Annotated in this window: 18 protein-coding genes; 14 read left to right on the forward strand and 4 right to left on the reverse strand. The window is 45.2% G+C overall.

Annotated elements, in window-relative coordinates; all coding sequences use genetic code 11:
• Positions 1 to 4: 4 nt before the first annotated feature.
• From R7Q47_RS08415 to R7Q47_RS08430, 4 genes are all read left to right on the forward strand, one after another.
• Positions 5 to 1,804, forward strand: coding sequence for a cation:proton antiporter (locus R7Q47_RS08415; RefSeq protein WP_005373994.1), 1,800 nt, complete (start codon positions 5 to 7; stop codon positions 1,802 to 1,804).
• 238 nt (positions 1,805 to 2,042) lie between these two features.
• Positions 2,043 to 3,062, forward strand: coding sequence for a type 2 isopentenyl-diphosphate Delta-isomerase (fni, locus tag R7Q47_RS08420; RefSeq protein WP_025768016.1), 1,020 nt, complete (start codon positions 2,043 to 2,045; stop codon positions 3,060 to 3,062).
• A 194-nt stretch (positions 3,063 to 3,256) separates the two neighbouring features.
• Positions 3,257 to 3,520, forward strand: coding sequence for a DUF3012 domain-containing protein (locus R7Q47_RS08425; protein WP_005373992.1), 264 nt, complete (start codon positions 3,257 to 3,259; stop codon positions 3,518 to 3,520).
• A 252-nt stretch (positions 3,521 to 3,772) separates the two neighbouring features.
• The gene (locus tag R7Q47_RS08430; protein ID WP_005388696.1) at positions 3,773 to 4,171 is read left to right on the forward strand and encodes a GFA family protein; all 399 of its coding nucleotides are present in this window, start codon (positions 3,773 to 3,775) and stop codon (positions 4,169 to 4,171) included.
• Between the two features lie 93 nt (positions 4,172 to 4,264).
• On the opposite strand, the gene R7Q47_RS08435 is transcribed toward R7Q47_RS08430, so the two are convergent.
• Complete coding sequence (locus R7Q47_RS08435; RefSeq protein ID WP_213886204.1) at positions 4,265 to 4,615, reverse strand: rhodanese-like domain-containing protein; 351 nt, start codon at positions 4,613 to 4,615, stop codon at positions 4,265 to 4,267.
• Between the two features lie 267 nt (positions 4,616 to 4,882).
• Here R7Q47_RS08435 and R7Q47_RS08440 point away from each other — a divergent pair, with 267 nt between their 5' ends.
• The 3 genes from R7Q47_RS08440 (at position 4,883) to R7Q47_RS08450 (ending at position 7,120) form a co-directional block, all read left to right on the forward strand.
• Positions 4,883 to 5,173, forward strand: a complete 291-nt coding sequence (locus tag R7Q47_RS08440; RefSeq protein WP_005373989.1) for a co-chaperone GroES — start codon at positions 4,883 to 4,885, stop codon at positions 5,171 to 5,173.
• 33 nt (positions 5,174 to 5,206) lie between these two features.
• Positions 5,207 to 6,805, forward strand: coding sequence for a chaperonin GroEL (gene groL, locus R7Q47_RS08445; protein WP_053304624.1), 1,599 nt, complete (start codon positions 5,207 to 5,209; stop codon positions 6,803 to 6,805).
• Between the two features lie 105 nt (positions 6,806 to 6,910).
• Positions 6,911 to 7,120, forward strand: a complete 210-nt coding sequence (locus R7Q47_RS08450; RefSeq protein ID WP_005373984.1) for a hypothetical protein — start codon at positions 6,911 to 6,913, stop codon at positions 7,118 to 7,120.
• A 131-nt stretch (positions 7,121 to 7,251) separates the two neighbouring features.
• On the opposite strand, the gene R7Q47_RS08455 is transcribed toward R7Q47_RS08450, so the two are convergent.
• Positions 7,252 to 7,863 (reverse strand): LysE family translocator, encoded by a 612-nt coding sequence (locus tag R7Q47_RS08455; RefSeq protein ID WP_005388704.1) that lies wholly within the window; start codon positions 7,861 to 7,863, stop codon positions 7,252 to 7,254.
• A gap of 109 nt (positions 7,864 to 7,972) precedes the next feature.
• Between R7Q47_RS08455 and R7Q47_RS08460 the strand changes: the two genes are divergently transcribed.
• Both R7Q47_RS08460 and R7Q47_RS08465 read left to right on the forward strand, forming a co-directional pair.
• Positions 7,973 to 8,863, forward strand: coding sequence for a LysR family transcriptional regulator (locus R7Q47_RS08460; protein WP_104976287.1), 891 nt, complete (start codon positions 7,973 to 7,975; stop codon positions 8,861 to 8,863).
• Between the two features lie 59 nt (positions 8,864 to 8,922).
• Complete coding sequence (locus R7Q47_RS08465; RefSeq protein WP_053304622.1) at positions 8,923 to 9,294, forward strand: VOC family protein; 372 nt, start codon at positions 8,923 to 8,925, stop codon at positions 9,292 to 9,294.
• Positions 9,295 to 9,392: 98 nt separating this feature from the next.
• Here the strand turns inward: R7Q47_RS08465 and R7Q47_RS08470 are convergent, their stop codons facing one another.
• Entirely contained in the window at positions 9,393 to 9,614 is a 222-nt protein-coding gene (locus tag R7Q47_RS08470; protein ID WP_213872739.1) for a hypothetical protein, read from the reverse strand.
• Between the two features lie 122 nt (positions 9,615 to 9,736).
• Here R7Q47_RS08470 and R7Q47_RS08475 point away from each other — a divergent pair, with 122 nt between their 5' ends.
• Entirely contained in the window at positions 9,737 to 10,264 is a 528-nt protein-coding gene (locus tag R7Q47_RS08475) for a helix-turn-helix domain-containing protein (RefSeq protein WP_318088919.1), read from the forward strand.
• A 44-nt stretch (positions 10,265 to 10,308) separates the two neighbouring features.
• On the opposite strand, the gene R7Q47_RS08480 is transcribed toward R7Q47_RS08475, so the two are convergent.
• The gene (locus R7Q47_RS08480; protein ID WP_213886201.1) at positions 10,309 to 11,259 is read right to left on the reverse strand and encodes a helix-turn-helix domain-containing protein; all 951 of its coding nucleotides are present in this window, start codon (positions 11,257 to 11,259) and stop codon (positions 10,309 to 10,311) included.
• A 184-nt stretch (positions 11,260 to 11,443) separates the two neighbouring features.
• On the opposite strand from R7Q47_RS08480, the gene R7Q47_RS08485 reads away from it, so the two are divergent.
• The 4 genes from R7Q47_RS08485 to R7Q47_RS08500 all read left to right on the forward strand — a co-directional run bounded on the left by R7Q47_RS08485 (position 11,444) and on the right by R7Q47_RS08500 (position 16,391).
• Positions 11,444 to 12,856, forward strand: coding sequence for an ethanolamine ammonia-lyase subunit EutB (locus R7Q47_RS08485; protein WP_005388715.1), 1,413 nt, complete (start codon positions 11,444 to 11,446; stop codon positions 12,854 to 12,856).
• A complete protein-coding gene (gene eutC / locus R7Q47_RS08490; protein ID WP_005388717.1) occupies positions 12,849 to 13,733 on the forward strand; it encodes an ethanolamine ammonia-lyase subunit EutC in 885 nt (294 codons plus the stop codon). Before R7Q47_RS08485 ends, eutC begins: the two co-directional genes overlap by 8 nt.
• Positions 13,734 to 13,744: 11 nt before the next feature.
• Positions 13,745 to 15,148 carry an ethanolamine permease gene (eat, locus tag R7Q47_RS08495; protein WP_104980411.1) on the forward strand — a complete coding sequence of 468 codons (1,404 nt, stop codon included), beginning with the start codon at positions 13,745 to 13,747 and terminating at the stop codon, positions 15,146 to 15,148.
• Between the two features lie 187 nt (positions 15,149 to 15,335).
• Positions 15,336 to 16,391, forward strand: coding sequence for a nitronate monooxygenase (locus tag R7Q47_RS08500; RefSeq protein WP_318088920.1), 1,056 nt, complete (start codon positions 15,336 to 15,338; stop codon positions 16,389 to 16,391).
• The last annotated feature ends 26 nt before the right edge of the window (positions 16,392 to 16,417 follow it).

A 16,417-nucleotide genomic window follows, 5' to 3' on the forward strand; every position in this document is an offset into this window, starting at 1 on the left:
ATTGATGCAAGTGGGTAATGAAGCGCTGGTGCTGTCAGCGGTTGGGGTTATTGGTTTAGGTTGCCAATGGTTAGCTTGGCGATTGCGTTTGCCAGCGATTTTATTTTTGTTGTTGGCAGGGCTGATCGTCGGGCCATTTATGCAGTGGTTAAATCCTGATGAGATATTAGGTAATTTGCTCTTTCCGTTGGTCTCTTTGGCGGTGGCAGTGATTTTATTTGAAGGCAGTTTGACCTTAAATTTTAAAGAAATTCGTGGCGTGAGTGGTTCGGTATGGAGCATTGTTTCCATCGGGGCGATCATTTCGTGGGCGGCGACCAGTATCGCAACACACTATTTCCTCGGCTTTACTTGGGAGCTTGCCATGTTGTTCGGCAGCTTAACCGTAGTAACAGGGCCGACGGTCATCGTGCCACTTCTACGAACCGTAAGACCTAACAGTACGCTTGCTAACATTTTGCGATGGGAAGGGATTTTGATTGACCCGCTCGGTGCGCTTTTTGTTGTGATGGTTTACGAGTTTATCGTATCTCACAGCGCGATAAATAGCGTCGAAGTGTTTGGGACGATCATTGCTGTCGGCGTCATGCTAGGTGCGGCCTCAGGCTATGCAGTTGCGACGATCATGCGTCGCTCTTGGCTACCGGAATATTTGCAGCCATTTGCGGTTTTGATGGTGGTTCTAGGTGTATTTTCGGTCTCTAACCACATTGAGTCTGAAGCTGGGTTACTAACCGTCACCGTAATGGGTATGTGGCTCGCAAACGCTAAAGACATCAATATTCAGCAAATTCTGCACTTTAAAGAGCATTTAACCATTTTACTGATCACCGGATTGTTCATCTTCCTTGCGGCTCGAATCAGTCTGGATGATTTTGCTGCGCTAGGTAGCGGTGCGTTATTGTTGTTTGTATTTATGCAGTTAGTGTCGCGTCCGTTATCGATTTTTCTTTCAACCTTCCGCAGCAACTTGCGTCTTAAAGATAAGCTGTTTTTGTCTTGGGTTGCACCGCGCGGTATTGTTGCTGCTTCGATTTCGTCTCTTTTCGCGATCAAATTGACCGAATACGGCATTGATGAAGCGATTTTACTGGTCCCTATGACCTTCATGGTGATTATAGGAACGGTCGTGTTACAAAGTGCGACGGCACGTCCTGTAGCGCTGACGTTGGGCGTTGCAGAGCCAGCACCACGCGGCTTCTTGTTGATTGGTGCTAACCGAGTAGCAAGAGAAATAGGGCAGGCGCTGGCGCGTTATGACCGCCGCGTATTAATGACTGACTCAAACTGGGAGTACATCAGTCAGGTTCGTATGTTGGGATTGGATTACTATTACGGCAACCCTATTTCTAGTCACGCGGACGACAACTTGAACTTGATAGGAGTTGGACAAGTGGTTGCATTAACGCCCGATCAGCATTTCAACATTATGGCTTGCATGCAATTCGTCGACGAGTTTGGGGAAGATAAAGTTCACTGCTTACAAAAAGTGAAAACCAACGGCAATGGCAGCGAGAAGCACTCCGTGGCTCAGGAGTACCATGGTAAATTGCTGATGGGCGGCAATGTAAGCTATACCCAGCTAGCCAGTATGTTAAGTCGTGGTGCAGAGGTTAAACACACGAAATTGAGCGATAACTTCACGTATCAAGATTATTTAGCGCATCACAAAGGTAGTTCAGTTGTACCGCTGTTCCATGTAGAAGAAAAAGGAAAAATTCAATTCTGTGATGATCCCGAACAGTTTGAACCAACGACGACAAGCACTGTTGTGTCGCTAATTCTGTCGGACAGCGTAAAGTAAACTACAGAGCAATGTGATCCATTTGCATCATGGGTATCGTACGCTGATTATCTCAATTTGAAGAGAAACTTGCCGGCTTGTTTAAAACGGAAAGCGAGTTTCTTTTCTTATAATGTCAGGGGCAGTCGAGATTCATTACTCGTTTCGGAAAAGTAATCCGGCAAATTCACAAAATTCGCATTGACGTTACTGATAAGGATCGCAATACTGCGCGACTGTTTTACTTTAGGGTGACATTATGGCTCCGCAAACTAACCGAAAAGATTTACACCTAGATGCTGTTTTACATCATGATATGAGCATGAAGCATAAAACGGCGGGTTTTGAGTCTGTCGAGTTTGAACACTGTGCGCTGCCAGAATGTGACTTTCACGCGATTGATTTATCGACAGAGTTTCTTGGTCATCAATTAGCGCTACCGTTTTTGATTAGCTCGATGACTGGCGGAGCAAAAGACGCAGAAACGATCAATTGTCGTCTAGCTGAAGCAGCAAGTGAATTAGGTATTGCCATGGGTGTGGGCTCGCAACGGATTAGCTTAGAAGAAAGTCAGCATTCGGGCTTGGGTAAAACCATTCGTGAGTTGGCGAAAGAAGTACCGTTGTATTCCAATCTTGGAGCCGCTCAATTGCTCGATAAAGGTAAACTCGATAATGCGCAACGTGCGGTTGAGGCGATTCAAGCAGATGCCTTGTTTGTGCACGTTAATCCAATGCAGGAAGCGTTTCAGAAAAATGGCGACCACAATTGGGTTGGTGTTTTCCAGGCAATTGAGATGCTTAAATCTCGCGTGAAGGTTCCTATCATTATCAAAGAAGTCGGTTTTGGTATTAGCGGACACGTTGCGCAGCGATTAATTGATGCTGGTGTGGATGCAATTGACGTTGCGGGCGCGGGTGGTACAAGCTGGAGTGCGGTTGAAGGGTATTGCCAAGACAATCCGAAAATGCAGCGTGCAGCCGAGCTTTTCCGCGATTGGGGTGTCCCTACAGCAACATGTTTGGCTCAAATCCGCGCACTGCATCCTACATTACCGTTGATCGCCTCGGGAGGTGTTCATAACGGACTTGAAGCGGCGAAAGCCATTCATTTGGGTGCTAATCTCATTGGGCAAGCTGGTGCGGTATTAAAAGCTGCGACGATCAGCACGCAGTCTGTCGTCGAACACTTTGAACAAATGGCATTAGAGCTGCGTTTAGCGTGCTTTGGTACTGGCTCTTCTAAGGTTGGTGAGCTAACGAAAGCGCGCTGCCTATAGCTTTTAGAATGGCGCGCTTTACACAGAGTCGCTCAATAATTTTTCGATGTCTTAACACGTAGACTGATAATTTCGTTATAGTTGATACAAAAGTCACTTCAGCTAGTGACGCCTTTATTCAGACACCTGAATGGGCACGTGTTGAAGAGATTGAGTTTAATTTTACTATTGTTTGCAACTGGAACCTTAAATTTATGAAAAAACTAGTCATGCTGATGTTGGCGGCTTCTGCTTTGACCGCTTGTAGTGATGAAGTGGGCACTGAAGGCTGGTGTAACGACATGCGCGATAAGCCAAAAACAGAATGGACAGCAGACAACGCGGTAGACTTTGCAAAGCATTGTGTTCTGCAAGATGGTGTCGGCAGCGAGCAATGGTGTGAAAACCTGAAAGATAAGCCGAAAGGTGACTGGACTGCAAACGAAGCGACCAGCTTTACTAAACACTGCATTTTTTAAGCACAGCGGAAAGCGCCTTTTCTGAGGCGACATTCTGTGAGGTAAACACCAAGCGTTATTGCTTGGTGTTTTTGTATCTAAAATAGCTCGATTTTTCACGTGTCGAGCGCACTTCACTCTGAATGGAATGTTTTACATTTTCGTTTCATTTTTGAAAACCTGTATTGCCTGTCTTTAATTTTTCGTATTGCAGTGGCATGGTGTCGAGATAGCCATCTAATTCAATTAGATTCATAACAAAAAGGAATTCAAATGGAAGTACTGAAAGGCTCATGTCTGTGCGGCAAGGTAAAGTTGGAAGTGGCAGATGAATTCAAGTACATGGGAAATTGCCATTGCTCTGAATGCCGCAAGTTCACAGGTTCTGACTATTCATCTGCCGGTGGTATTGCGTTGGATAAACTGCTTATTATCCAAGGGAAAGAAGATATTCAAACTTATCAGAAAAGCGAAAATACCATGCTATGCTTTTGTCGCCACTGCGGATCAAGTCTGTATTCGAAAAAGAACAATGGGATCGTCAATATTCGCCTTGGTATCTTGGATGACACACCTTCTCACAAGCCCGATTTCCATATTTTTGTCGCGTCGAAAGCGCCGTGGCTCGAGATATCGGATAACCTGACTCAATTTGATGCAGGGCCAAAATAGAGTTGTTGTAGATAAGTATTTAGAAACAGAGCGCGTTACAATACGCTTGGGACACGCTCTGTGCTTTTACTTTGTATATTAGAACGGAGACGACTATTTGGCGTCTTGTAGTTCTTCTAAGCCACCTGCATTGTGCAGATTCGTAAAGCCTTGCGTTTGTAAGTATTGATACGCTTTGCCAGAGCGGTTACCACTGCGACAGTACAACACGATAGCTTGATCTTTATCGACGTCTTGAAAATGTTTATCAAGTTCAGATAAAGGGAAGTTGACGGCATTATCCAAATGCCCTTCAGAAAACTCTTGCGGCGTGCGCACATCGACAATCATCGCGCCCTTGTCAATCAATTGCCACCCTTGTTCAGCTCGTTCAGAAGCCGACACGTTGGGGGAGAGGAAGCCAATGCACAACGTTGCAAGAAATAGAGATACGGCCTTTTTCATTGTTTGATTATCCTTTTTAAGAGTACGTAATCACTCTAGATTTGATTAAGCATATTTTCCATCATAAAGAGATGCTAAGTGGTTGTGAATGCGATAATTCGATAGAAAATTTTATTTAATTTAATAAAAATTTTTTATCAAATTCACCTCTTGAACTCTAATTTTTCGACCTTATTATTTTCATCGAAAGCGAGCTGTCGATTCGCAAATCCATCTTGATGTTTATTTTGTCTTTTATTTTTGGTTCCAAGTAGGAGGCACTTAAAAATGAAAATTCGTCCTTTAAATGACAAGCTAATTGTTGAAAGACAAGAGGTGGAAAATAAATCTGAAGGGGGAATCGTTTTAACTTCTCAGTCGGTGAAAAAATCAAACCGCGGGAAAGTCATTGCTGTTGGTTTAGGTAAACGTCTTGAAAATGGCGAACGCGCTGCGATGGAAGTCAAAGTGGGCGACCAAATCATTTTCAATGACGGTTACGGCGTGAAAACCGAGAAAATTGACGGCGCAGAATACTTAATTCTGTCCGAATCTGATGTGTTAGCAATCGTTGAGTAATTATTTTTGTAGTAGTTTTTTGAGGAGATAACCATGGCTGCAAAAGACGTATTATTTGCTAATGACGCACGTCAAAAAATGCTGAAAGGTGTGAACTTACTGGCGGACGCAGTAAAAGTGACACTAGGCCCGAAAGGCCGCAACGTTGTGCTTGATAAATCTTACGGCGCGCCAACCATCACCAAAGATGGCGTATCTGTAGCGAAAGAAATCGAACTGAAAGATAAGTTCGAAAACATGGGCGCACAAATGGTGAAACAAGTGGCGTCCAAAGCGAATGATGAAGCGGGGGACGGTACAACGACCGCTACCGTACTGGCGCAATCTTTCATCAATGAAGGTCTTAAAGCGGTAGCCTCTGGCATGAACCCAATGGACCTAAAACGTGGTATCGACAAAGCCACTGAAGCGGCGGTTGAGAAACTACGTGAAATGTCTAAGCCATGCAGCGACAAAGAATCCATCACCCAAGTGGGTAGCATTTCTGCAAACAGCGATCGCGCGATCGGTGAAATCATTGCAGAAGCGATGGAGAAAGTGGGTCGCAATGGCGTGATTACGGTTGAAGAAGGCCAAGGTCTAAACAACGAATTGTCTGTGGTTGAAGGTATGCAATTTGACCGCGGTTACTTGTCGCCATACTTCATCACTAACCAAGAAAATGGCAGCGTAGAGCTAGACAACCCTTACATCCTATTGGTGGACAAAAAAGTCAGCAGCATCCGCGAGCTATTGCCTGTACTAGAAGAAGTGGCGAAATCTTCTCGCTCGCTATTGATCATTGCTGAAGACATCGAAGGTGAAGCGCTAGCGACATTGGTTGTGAACAACATGCGCGGCATCGTGCGTGCGACCGCGGTGAAAGCGCCTGGCTTTGGTGACAACCGTAAAGCGATGATGGAAGACATTGCGGTACTAACTGCTGGTACGGTCATCTCTGAAGAAATCGGCCTAGAGCTCGAAAAAGCAACGTTAGAGCAACTAGGTAGTGCGAAGAAAGTTACCATCACCAAAGACACAACAACCATTGTGGGTGGTGCAGCAGAAGCAAGCGCGATTGCTGATCGTGTGGCTTCGATTGAAAAACAAATCGAAACAACCACTTCTCAATACGACAAAGATAAGCTTCAACAACGTGTTGCGAAGCTTTCTGGCGGCGTAGCGGTGATCAAGATCGGCGCTGCAACCGAAGTTGAGATGAAAGAGAAGAAAGACCGCGTGGACGATGCGCTACACGCTACCCGCGCAGCGGTTGAAGAAGGTATTGTTGCTGGTGGTGGTGTTGCCCTAACTAAGATCGCGAAAGAATTGGCGGATCTAAAAGGCGACAATGATGACCAAAACGTGGGTATCCGAGTTGCGCTACGTGCAATGGAAGAGCCTCTTCGTCAAATCGCAACTAACGCAGGTGACGAAGCTTCTGTTGTGGCGAACGCTGTCAAAGCTGGTGATTCCGATTACGGTTACAACGCTGCAACAGGTGAATACGGCAACATGATCGAAATGGGCATCTTGGACCCTGCGAAAGTAACACGTTCAGCGCTTCAATTCGCAGCGTCTGTTGCTGGCTTGATGATCACCACTGAAGCGATGATCACCAACCACGTTGAAGACAAAGAACTTGATATCTAACGTCATCAATCGCTAGTGATTAAGTAAGCGTTAAAATAACAATAACATTGCAAAACCTAAGCGGGCTCGCTTGAGCCCGCTAATCAGTCATTTGAGGTAAGTGTTATGACCCGTTTACCTGCGTTTTCTTTCTCAATATCTGAGCCGGGCGGTAATGAAGCTTCGTCAACGTGGCCGACTGCTATTCACTTCCCCCTCGTTCCAGCTGGGCCAGAGTTTTCAATCGAAAATGCTCTGCCTAAACGTCCGACAGTGACGATATTCACTATCGATCTGTCTCAGTTATTTAAAGGGGACGCTCGGGTCATCCATTAACTGTATCGAAACAGCCAGCGCACGTTGGCTGTTTTTTTATAATTTAAAGTATTGATAATGTTGATTTTTATTTGATTACTGCCACTTGTTCAATGATCAATTTGAACTGGGGTAATCGGACCGCAAGCGTACTACACCTTTAAGCCCAGCATTGCGCCGAAAATGATCAATCCCGCCCCACATGCTTGATTGAGTCGATGCTTAATCTTCAACAAGAAAGCTTGTAGCTGGGGTGACGTGAATAAAACAGCAACGATAGAAAACCAAATACCATGCAGCGCAATCATATAAATCCCGTAGAACAAGGCGATGTGTTGCTGACTAGAGTCGGGAGAAATCACTTGGCTAAAAATACTCAGAAAAAACAGCATCGTCTTGGGATTGAGTAAATTACACAGAAATCCCTGCATGAAAAATCGCCACATTGAATACTCGCTCTGTTGAACGGTTTCTGAGTTTGATGCAGGTTGCGAGGAGAATATTCCTTTAATCCCAAGGTAGACAAGATAAGCGGCCCCAAGATAGCGCACGAGATTAAACAACCATTCATTTTGTGAAATTAAGTAACTGATCCCCAGCATGGAGTAAGCGATGTGGATGCTGATCGCCATGCTGATACCAATCGCACTGTACACGCCTGCTTTTCGTCCTTGATTTAAGCTATTTCTTAATACCAAAACAAAGTCTGCGCCAGGGCTAATAACAATAAGCACACCTAATAACGCAAGAGTTACAAATTCCATATCGATTTCCTGTTTGAATGATGAAGTCTGGGATGTAGCGGAATTGTAGGCGTCTTTATTACTGACTATAATCGAAAAATATTCCCATATTGGTGAGAAAAACTCACAGATGCGTCACCTGAAATCTTTTTATGTATTCCACGTTGCGGCGAGCTCTTCAAGCTACACTGAAGCGGCTGACAAACTGAACATTACCCACGGAGCCGTGAGTAAGCAGATCAAGCAACTTGAGCAATATCTGTCTCAACCTTTGTTCTTCAAAGAGGGCAGGAAAGTCGTGTTGACGGCAGAAGGCGAATTACTCAAGACATACACAGAAACGGCATTCCAAACGCTAGAAACAGGCGTGAATACGCTTATTCAAGAGAAGCATCAGCATCTTGAAGTGTCTTGTGAACCGACATTAACCATGCGCTGGTTGATGCCAAGGTTGGCCGCGTTTAATGATGAACACCGTGCTGATGTTCGTTTGTCGACGGCTGGTGGCCCGGTAACATTAGGATCAACTGGGCTTTCGATGGCGATTCGTCGAGACGATTTTGCGCAGCATCACGATTACGACAAAACCATTCTTGTGGAAGAGTGGGTGGGGCCGGTATTTTCTCCTGAGTATTGGCAATTCATTAAAGACAATTTGAAAGCAGCTCGATTGTTGAATAGCCAAACCAGACCGAATGCTTGGGCGGATTGGCAGCAATCAACACGTTGTGAAACTTTCAACGGCAACACTCAGCAATCATTCGCGCATTTTTATTTTTGCATACAAGCCGCAGTGGATGGCTTAGGCGTCGCAATGGGATCGTATCCTTTTGTCATGGACGATATTAAGCGTGGTAATTTGGTCGCACCATTTGGGTTTTCTCCATCAAGTTGCAATTACGTTTTATTGAGTCAAGATAAAAAGCGTACAGAACTTGAACATAAATTTATCACGTGGTTACAAACGCAAATGGCAGAGTGTGTGCCACTGTCATCACAGCAGATTACGCAAGGCGAATAGAAGGCATAGAGCGAGATTACGTCAGTCAGTTTTATGGAAAAAGGCTTAGGAAATTGGAAATGGAAAACCTCAATATTGTTGAAATCAAATCATTTGTTCCGGCGAAAGATTACGCGCTATCAAAACGCTTTTATGAGGCGATTGGCTTTGAAATGGCGTCGGACTTCGGTGATGTAGCATACTTCTCTCAAGGTAGCTGCGCGTTTCTTTTACAGAATTTTTATGAGCCAGAACACGGCAATAACTTCATGATGCACTTGCTCGTAGAAGACGCAGAAAGTTGGCATCAGCACTTATCCAAAGTGGGTCATGAGGAATTTGGTTCGCGTTTGACAGAGCTAGTCGAGCAACCTTGGGGCATACGCGAATGTTGTTTGTTTGACCCTAGTGGCGTTTTATGGCGAATTGGCCAGAACATGAATACTGACTAAAGCCAGTCTTATTTTCACCGCATCTACGCGCAGGTATTGAGATCTCGATATCTGCGCGTTTTCTTTTTTACTTAGCCTTGCCAACGTTTGTAGCGCACTCACGCCCTTTTCGAGGTGGTGTGCGATGGGCTAACGCCAAAAAACTCCTCAAGCAGCATGGCTTTGAGTTCCGCTCTGACTTCTGCGCCACCGATTAACGCCAAAAGTGCGAGTCCTCCTGGAATAAGGATGACCATTAATATCGGTCTTAAAATATACGAAAAGCAGAAGATGGTCGGGAAGAAAATCAATCCTTGGCCTAGTTTGTTTAATACGTACATGAGCGATTCCTTTTGTTTTTATATAAAATGAGCATGCTCAATTTTATAAATGAGCGCGCTCAATTTGTCAATCTCAACCACGCAAGGTATGATCCTTTCAGGCTCATTAAGCAGACACATCAATGACGAAGCGACAACAAACCAGAGATAAAATTCTAAAAGCCGCATGGGCATCTTTTGCTCAAAATGGCTATGACATGACGACCACAAGGCAGATGGCGAGAGAAGCAGGAGTAGCCGATGGCACAGTGTTTAGCCATTTCCCGACTAAACTGTCGATTTTGCGCGAAGGGATGCTGGCGCAACTGCAACAGATCAGCCAAGAAACGCTAGTCAGTGTGGAAGGTAAAACCGATATCGACATTGGTTTGGCGCTGACGGAGAAATACTATCGCTACTATTTTGCGAACGTTGAGCTGAGCCGAGCTTTGTTGAAAGAGGTGATTTGGGATTTGGATTATTATCAGTCGTTTAACCAAGCTTTGTTTCAATCTGTAAACGGAAGCTCCGTCCTTGAGGGGAAAATACCGCTGATTTTTGACTGCTATTTTATGACGTTAATCTCGCACTTGAGCCGTGCAGAACCGGATGTTGAAGCGGCACTTGAAGAGCTTCATGCTAAGTTTCAGCAAATCATTGCGACTGCATAACATGGCCCCAACGCAGGATCTGAAAGAATATACTGCCTGTCATTTTATTTGCTGGACTCCCATTTTCTCGTTTCAGTTGGCGTCTCACCAAATAGCCGCTTGTAGCTTTGACTGAACTGCCCGAGATGGAAAAAACCAAAGTCAAAAGCAATTTCTGCAATTGTTCGATTATCTTCAGGGCTTTGTAGCACTCTACGTACTTGATTCAGGCGCATTCGATGTATGAACTGCTTTGGGGAAGTATTACAGCAATGTTCAAAGGTGTACTGTAGTGTGCGACGACTGACGTGTACTGCGTCACACAGTTCACTGACGGTTATTGGTGTACGGTAGTCTAGATCCTGTAGCTGTTGTTTTATACGCTGCATCACGTGTTGACGATGAGAGATTGATATCGGATGGCTCGTGTGCAGTGAACTGAGTGAGAACAACTCCAGCACAATGTCTTTTAAGATTGCTTGATGTGTGGTTTCAGACCATCTTGGCTCGGCGGAACCAAGTAACGTGCCTAAGTAGTATTTAAGTTGTTGAATGTGTTTTTCCGTCAAACCCGTTAAGTGTAATGTGTTGTTTTGGATACTCCCAAGCTCAAGTTGATTTTCTATGATGTGAACGAAGTTTTTGTCGAGCACTATTCCATAGATAGAAAACTGCTCCGGTGTCATTAACTCAAAATCAGCGCCACCTTGCCTAAGCAAAAGTTGGCTTGAATTAAACTGACTGTGATTTAGGTGTAGCGGCTTATTTTCCGCACTCAAACCCAACCAAATACCTCCCTGTTCAACCCTGCATTGCTGTCTTAGCGAGCGGTTACTGTCTTCACGAAATACATGTAAATTGGGAAATCGTCGTTCTCGAATTTGACCTAAAAATCGACCATCGCTGAGTTGGTCATATTCCTGTTGCCAGTTTATCAGACTCGCAGCTTGTTGGTTTGCATCCTTAGTGTGATGGATGCACAGCATTGGTGCAGTTTGGGGCATTTGGTTACTCATCCTTGTGATGCTCATTCCTTTTTTGTGAGTCATGTTGGAGCAGTATTTACATAACTCATTGTTTATTATTGGTTTATAAATGTTGCCAGTTTTTGATAACGCTACGGAACACATTTGGCAATACTTTCTTAAAGCTTATTGATAGTTCAGCAAAAAGCGAACCAAATAGTGAAGAGGAAGAGCAATGACGGCAACTTATCGTCGGCAACAAGGAAGTAAAGTCTATACCTTTAAGTCATTAGCTGACTTGATGGCGAAAGCGACACCCGAGCGCTCAGGCGATGCGTTAGCCGGGGTTTGTGCTCAGTCAGCGGCAGAACGTGTAGTCGCACAAATGGCGCTGTCTGAGTTACCACTTAAAACGTTTCTTAACGAGGCGGTTATTCCATACGAAAGCGACGATATCACTCGCCTAATTATCGATACGCATGACCTTGAAGCCTTTAAGCCGATTGAGCACTTGACGGTCGGAGATTTTCGAAATTGGCTGCTGAGTGAAGAAGCCGATGGTGAAACGTTGGCTAAAATTCGTCAAGGTTTAACACCAGAAATGGTGGCCGCAGTCAGTAAGATTATGCGCAACCAGGATTTGATTCTCGTTGCTAAAAAATGCCAAGTTGTCACGGCTTTTCGGAATACGATTGGTTTGCCGAGTCGCCTGTCTACTCGCTTACAGCCGAATCATCCCACTGATTCTCTCAACGGTATCGCAGCGACCATTTTTGATGGTCTGATGTACGGAAATGGCGATGCGGTTATCGGTATCAATCCGGCAACAGATAATGTACCTCAAGCTATTAAGTTAATGAACTTAATGGATGAGGTGATTCAACACTATCAAATACCGACTCAGTCTTGTGTGTTAACTCATGTCACGAACACGATCGAAGCCATTGAAATGGGTGCACCAGTCGATCTCGTTTTTCAGTCGATAGGCGGCACGCAAGGGACGAATGATACCTTCGGAATCGACTTGTCGATTTTGAAAGAGGCCCATGAAGCCGCGTTGTCTTTGAATCGAGGTAGTGTAGGAAATAATGTGATGTATTTTGAAACCGGACAAGGTACAGCGCTGTCTGCTAATGCATTTCATGGGGTCGATCAGCAGACTTGTGAAGCCCGCGCTTATGCTGTCGCGAAACAGTTCGACCCTTTGTTGGTTAATACTGTCGTTGGGTTTATTGGCCCTGAGTATCTGTTTGATGGCAAACAGATCATTCGTGCTGGGCTTGAAGATCATTTCTGTGGGAAGTTGCTTGGTTTACCTATGGGTTGCGATATCTGTTACACCAATCATGCCTATGCCGATCAGAATGACATGGATAACTTGCTGACACTATTAGGTGTGGCCGAGTGCTCGTTCATCATGGGTATTCCAGGGTCTGATGACATCATGCTCAACTATCAAACTACCTCATTTCACGATGCCCTTTACGCAAGAAAAGTACTCGGTTTGAAGCCAGCACCAGAGTTTGAACAATGGTTAATGGAGATGCAGATTTTCGAGAGCGTGCAAGACGTTCGATTAAGTGAGCAAATCTCTCGCTCGTTTTCGGGAGCAATTAACCAACTGAATAAGGGGTATTCTCATGGGTAAAGTAATCACCATTGCTCAGTCCCCACAAGATGAGTCTGAAGTTGTCACACATAACCCTTGGGGCAAGTTACGCGACTTCACCTCTGCTCGGATCGCTCTGGGTCGCAGCGGGAACAGTGTACCAACCAACGAGTTACTCTCATTTCAGCTGGATCACGCCCAAGCTATGGATGCAGTGCATTGCAGTTTGAATACTGAGTCTCTCGTTGCTGGTTTGTCGGACTCTTACTCGATTCTTGAAAATACCTTAGAGCCTCCAGTGGTAGTGAGCAGTCAAGTGAGTGACCGACTTATGTACCTGCAAAGGCCCGATTTAGGACGGCTGCTTGATGAATCTTCTTGGCAAACGCTCAACTTGATAGCAAATGAGCATAACACTGACATTGATCTTGCGATTGTTATTGCTGATGGACTTTCTTCCGTCGCAATTCAAAACCATGCCGTGCCTGTTGTTACTCGATTGATTTCTCTTTTAAGCGCTGATGATGAACATCAATGGAAATTCGCACCTATCACAATCGTAAAGCAAGGAAGAGTAGCGGTAGGGGATGATGTTGGTGAATGTTTTAACGCCAAGGCCGTGCTGGTTTTAATTGGAGAGAGGCCCGGTCTAACTTCTCCGGATAGCATGGGTATGTATCTCACTTGGGGGGCTAAACGAGGCTCTAAAGATTCCCAAAGAAACTGCATTTCCAATGTGCGTCCCCAGGGGCTCAACTATGACGATGCCTGTGAACGCGCATTTTACTTGCTCAAGGAGGCTCGAAAATTACAACTGTCAGGAGTGAACCTGAAAGATCGCTCCGATATCAATGAGCCAAGTGGCGCAAGCGTTGAAGATAAACACAGCGACAACTTTTTAATTTCATCAAAGTAGAAGGATTTACTATGTCTAAACATCAGGAGTACTTGGCCAAAAGGCAGCTAAAAAGAGGCACCGCAGGTTGGATTTTACTTGCTGGCTTAGGTGTCTCGTATGTTATATCTGGTGACTTTGCCGGTTGGAACTTTGGCATCGCTCAAGCAGGATGGGGAGGCTTTCTTATTGCTGCTATCGCGATGGCAATAATGTATTTCACGCTAGTATTGTCTTTAGCTGAAATGTCTGCGGCGATTCCTGCTGCGGGTGGTGGTTACAGCTTCGCAAGACAGGCGATGGGGCCGACAGGCGGCTTTTTCACTGGCTTATCAGTTTTGATTGAATATGCGCTCGCGCCTGCTGCGATAGTGATTTTTATTGGCTCAGCAGTGAATGAATTGGTTGGTATCGATGGCCCTGTTGTTTACGCACTTTTCTACGCCGTCTTTATCGCTATTCATATGGCAGGGGTAGGCGAAGCTCTCAAAGTAATGATGGTCATCAGCGGTTTGGCTGTGCTAGCTATTCTCATTACTGCTGCTGTGCTTATTGGTCACTTTGATGTTAATAACTTATTCGATATTGCTCCGGCGACGGCTCAGGCAACAGAAATCTTGCCGTTTGGGTGGTATGGCGTATGGGCTGCGTTGCCATTTGCAATGTGGTTGTTTCTTGCGGTTGAAGGTGTGCCTTTAGCGGCAGAGGAGGCAAAAAATCCGGCAAAAGATGTTCCCAAAGGCATCATTGGTGCGATGCTGTTTTTATTGCTAACCGCAACTCTCGTAGTCGTCCTTTTGGCTGGTGCGGTTGGCTCAAAGGTCATAGGCGATAGCGCGGTGCCATTAGTTGACGCCCTAAAGCTTACGGGCAATTCAACGGTAGCAATGGCCGTGAACTTACTTGGATTGGCTGGCCTTATCGCTTCTTTCTTTTCAATCATTTATGGTTACAGTCGCTTGGTGTTTGCGCTTTCCCGCGCGGGTTATTTACCGCAAACTTTGTCATTAACCAGTGACAAAAAAGTGCCTTCTCGTGCGCTTTTGGTTCCGGGCGTTTTTGGGTTCTTGGTTTCACTTACGGGTGAGGGGGACTTAATCTTGGCGATGGCTGTTGTCGGTGCGACTGTATCGTACGCATTAATGTCCTTGAGCCATATTTTATTGCGAATTAAACAGCCGGAATTAACTCGTCCATATAAAACGCCTGGTGGGATAATTACTTCGAGTATTTCTCTGGTGCTTTCTTTGATCGCAATGACAGGTGTTTATGCTTTTGATCCCTCAGCCTTTTTCATGACAATGGGATTGTTTCTTATCGGTGGTGTTTATTATGGGTTATACAGCCGCAACAAACTGGTGGCAGCAACCGCCGAGGAAGAGTTTGCCATGCTGTCTGTAGCAGAGCTAGAGCTTGAATCAGATGTCGTACGATAGTCACTTTGATTCTTGTTATTCAGCATATTAAGGGAGCCATAGGCTCCCTTTGTCATTTCTATCAAAAGTGCATAGCGCACAAATGCATCACTTTAACTTTATAAGCGGTTAATCATGTGAAAGTCTAGTCTGGATAACGATGGCGCAGATCCATCACAGGTAAAGGTTAAGTTTTCAAGGAAAGAGCATGATAAACAAGGTATTTAATACACTTTTGGGAACAGAGTTACCGATTATTCAAGCGCCAATGGCCGGTGTGCAAGACAGCCAAATGACCATAGCCGTCAGTAATGTTGGCGGGCTTGGCTCGTTACCTTGTGGAATGCTGAACAAAGACGCCATCGTAAAAGAACTTCAACTTATCAAGCAGGCAACTAACCGACCGTTTAACCTCAATTTCTTTTGCCATGAAATGCCGGAGTATGACGCCAACAAGCACGAAAAGTGGCAAAAAACGCTGCAACCGTATTTTTCCGAGGTTGATGCAACCGTTCAGGCTCAGCCAAACGCTCCGACAAGGATGCCTTTCAATCATGATATTGCTGACGCGATTGAACCATTTGCACCGCCAGTGATCAGTTTCCACTTTGGTTTGCCAGACGATGATCTGTTAACTCGAATTAGAGGGTGGGGAGGGAAGATCCTTTCGTCAGCGACTACGGTGGACGAAGCACTTTGGCTAGAAGCAAAAGGCGTTGACGGTATTATCGCCCAAGGCTTGGAGGCTGGTGGACACCGAGGTATGTTTTTATCGGATGATTTAACTACTCAATTAAGTTTGATGGCGTTATTACCACAAATCGCCAAACGGGTGAATTTGCCTGTTATTGCTGCAGGCGGAATCGCTGATAGAAGTGGGGTGGAAGCCGCGTTGAGATTAGGAGCGAGTGCCGTTCAAGTTGGCAGCGCCTATTTGTTGTGTGATGAGGCGAAAACATCGTCTTTACATCGATATGCCATTGCCAGTGAACGCGCGCAACATACCGCTGTGACCAATGTTTTCTCGGGCCGACCAGCGAGAGGCATTGTGAATCGCGCGATGTCGGAGCTAGGCTACATCAGTGAGTTTGCGCCGAAATTCCCATACGCCTCCATTGAAATGGCTCAACTAAGAGCGCTTATGGAAAAGCAAAACCGAGATGAATTCACACCGTTGTGGTGCGGACAAAACTCGTCGGGTTGTAAGGAAATATCGGCGGCAGAAATGACATTGTCATTAGTGGAAGGCATCGATTTAAACTGATATGCATCTTGCCTTTTAAAGCGATG

Source organism: Vibrio sp. Vb0349, from assembly GCF_033338975.1.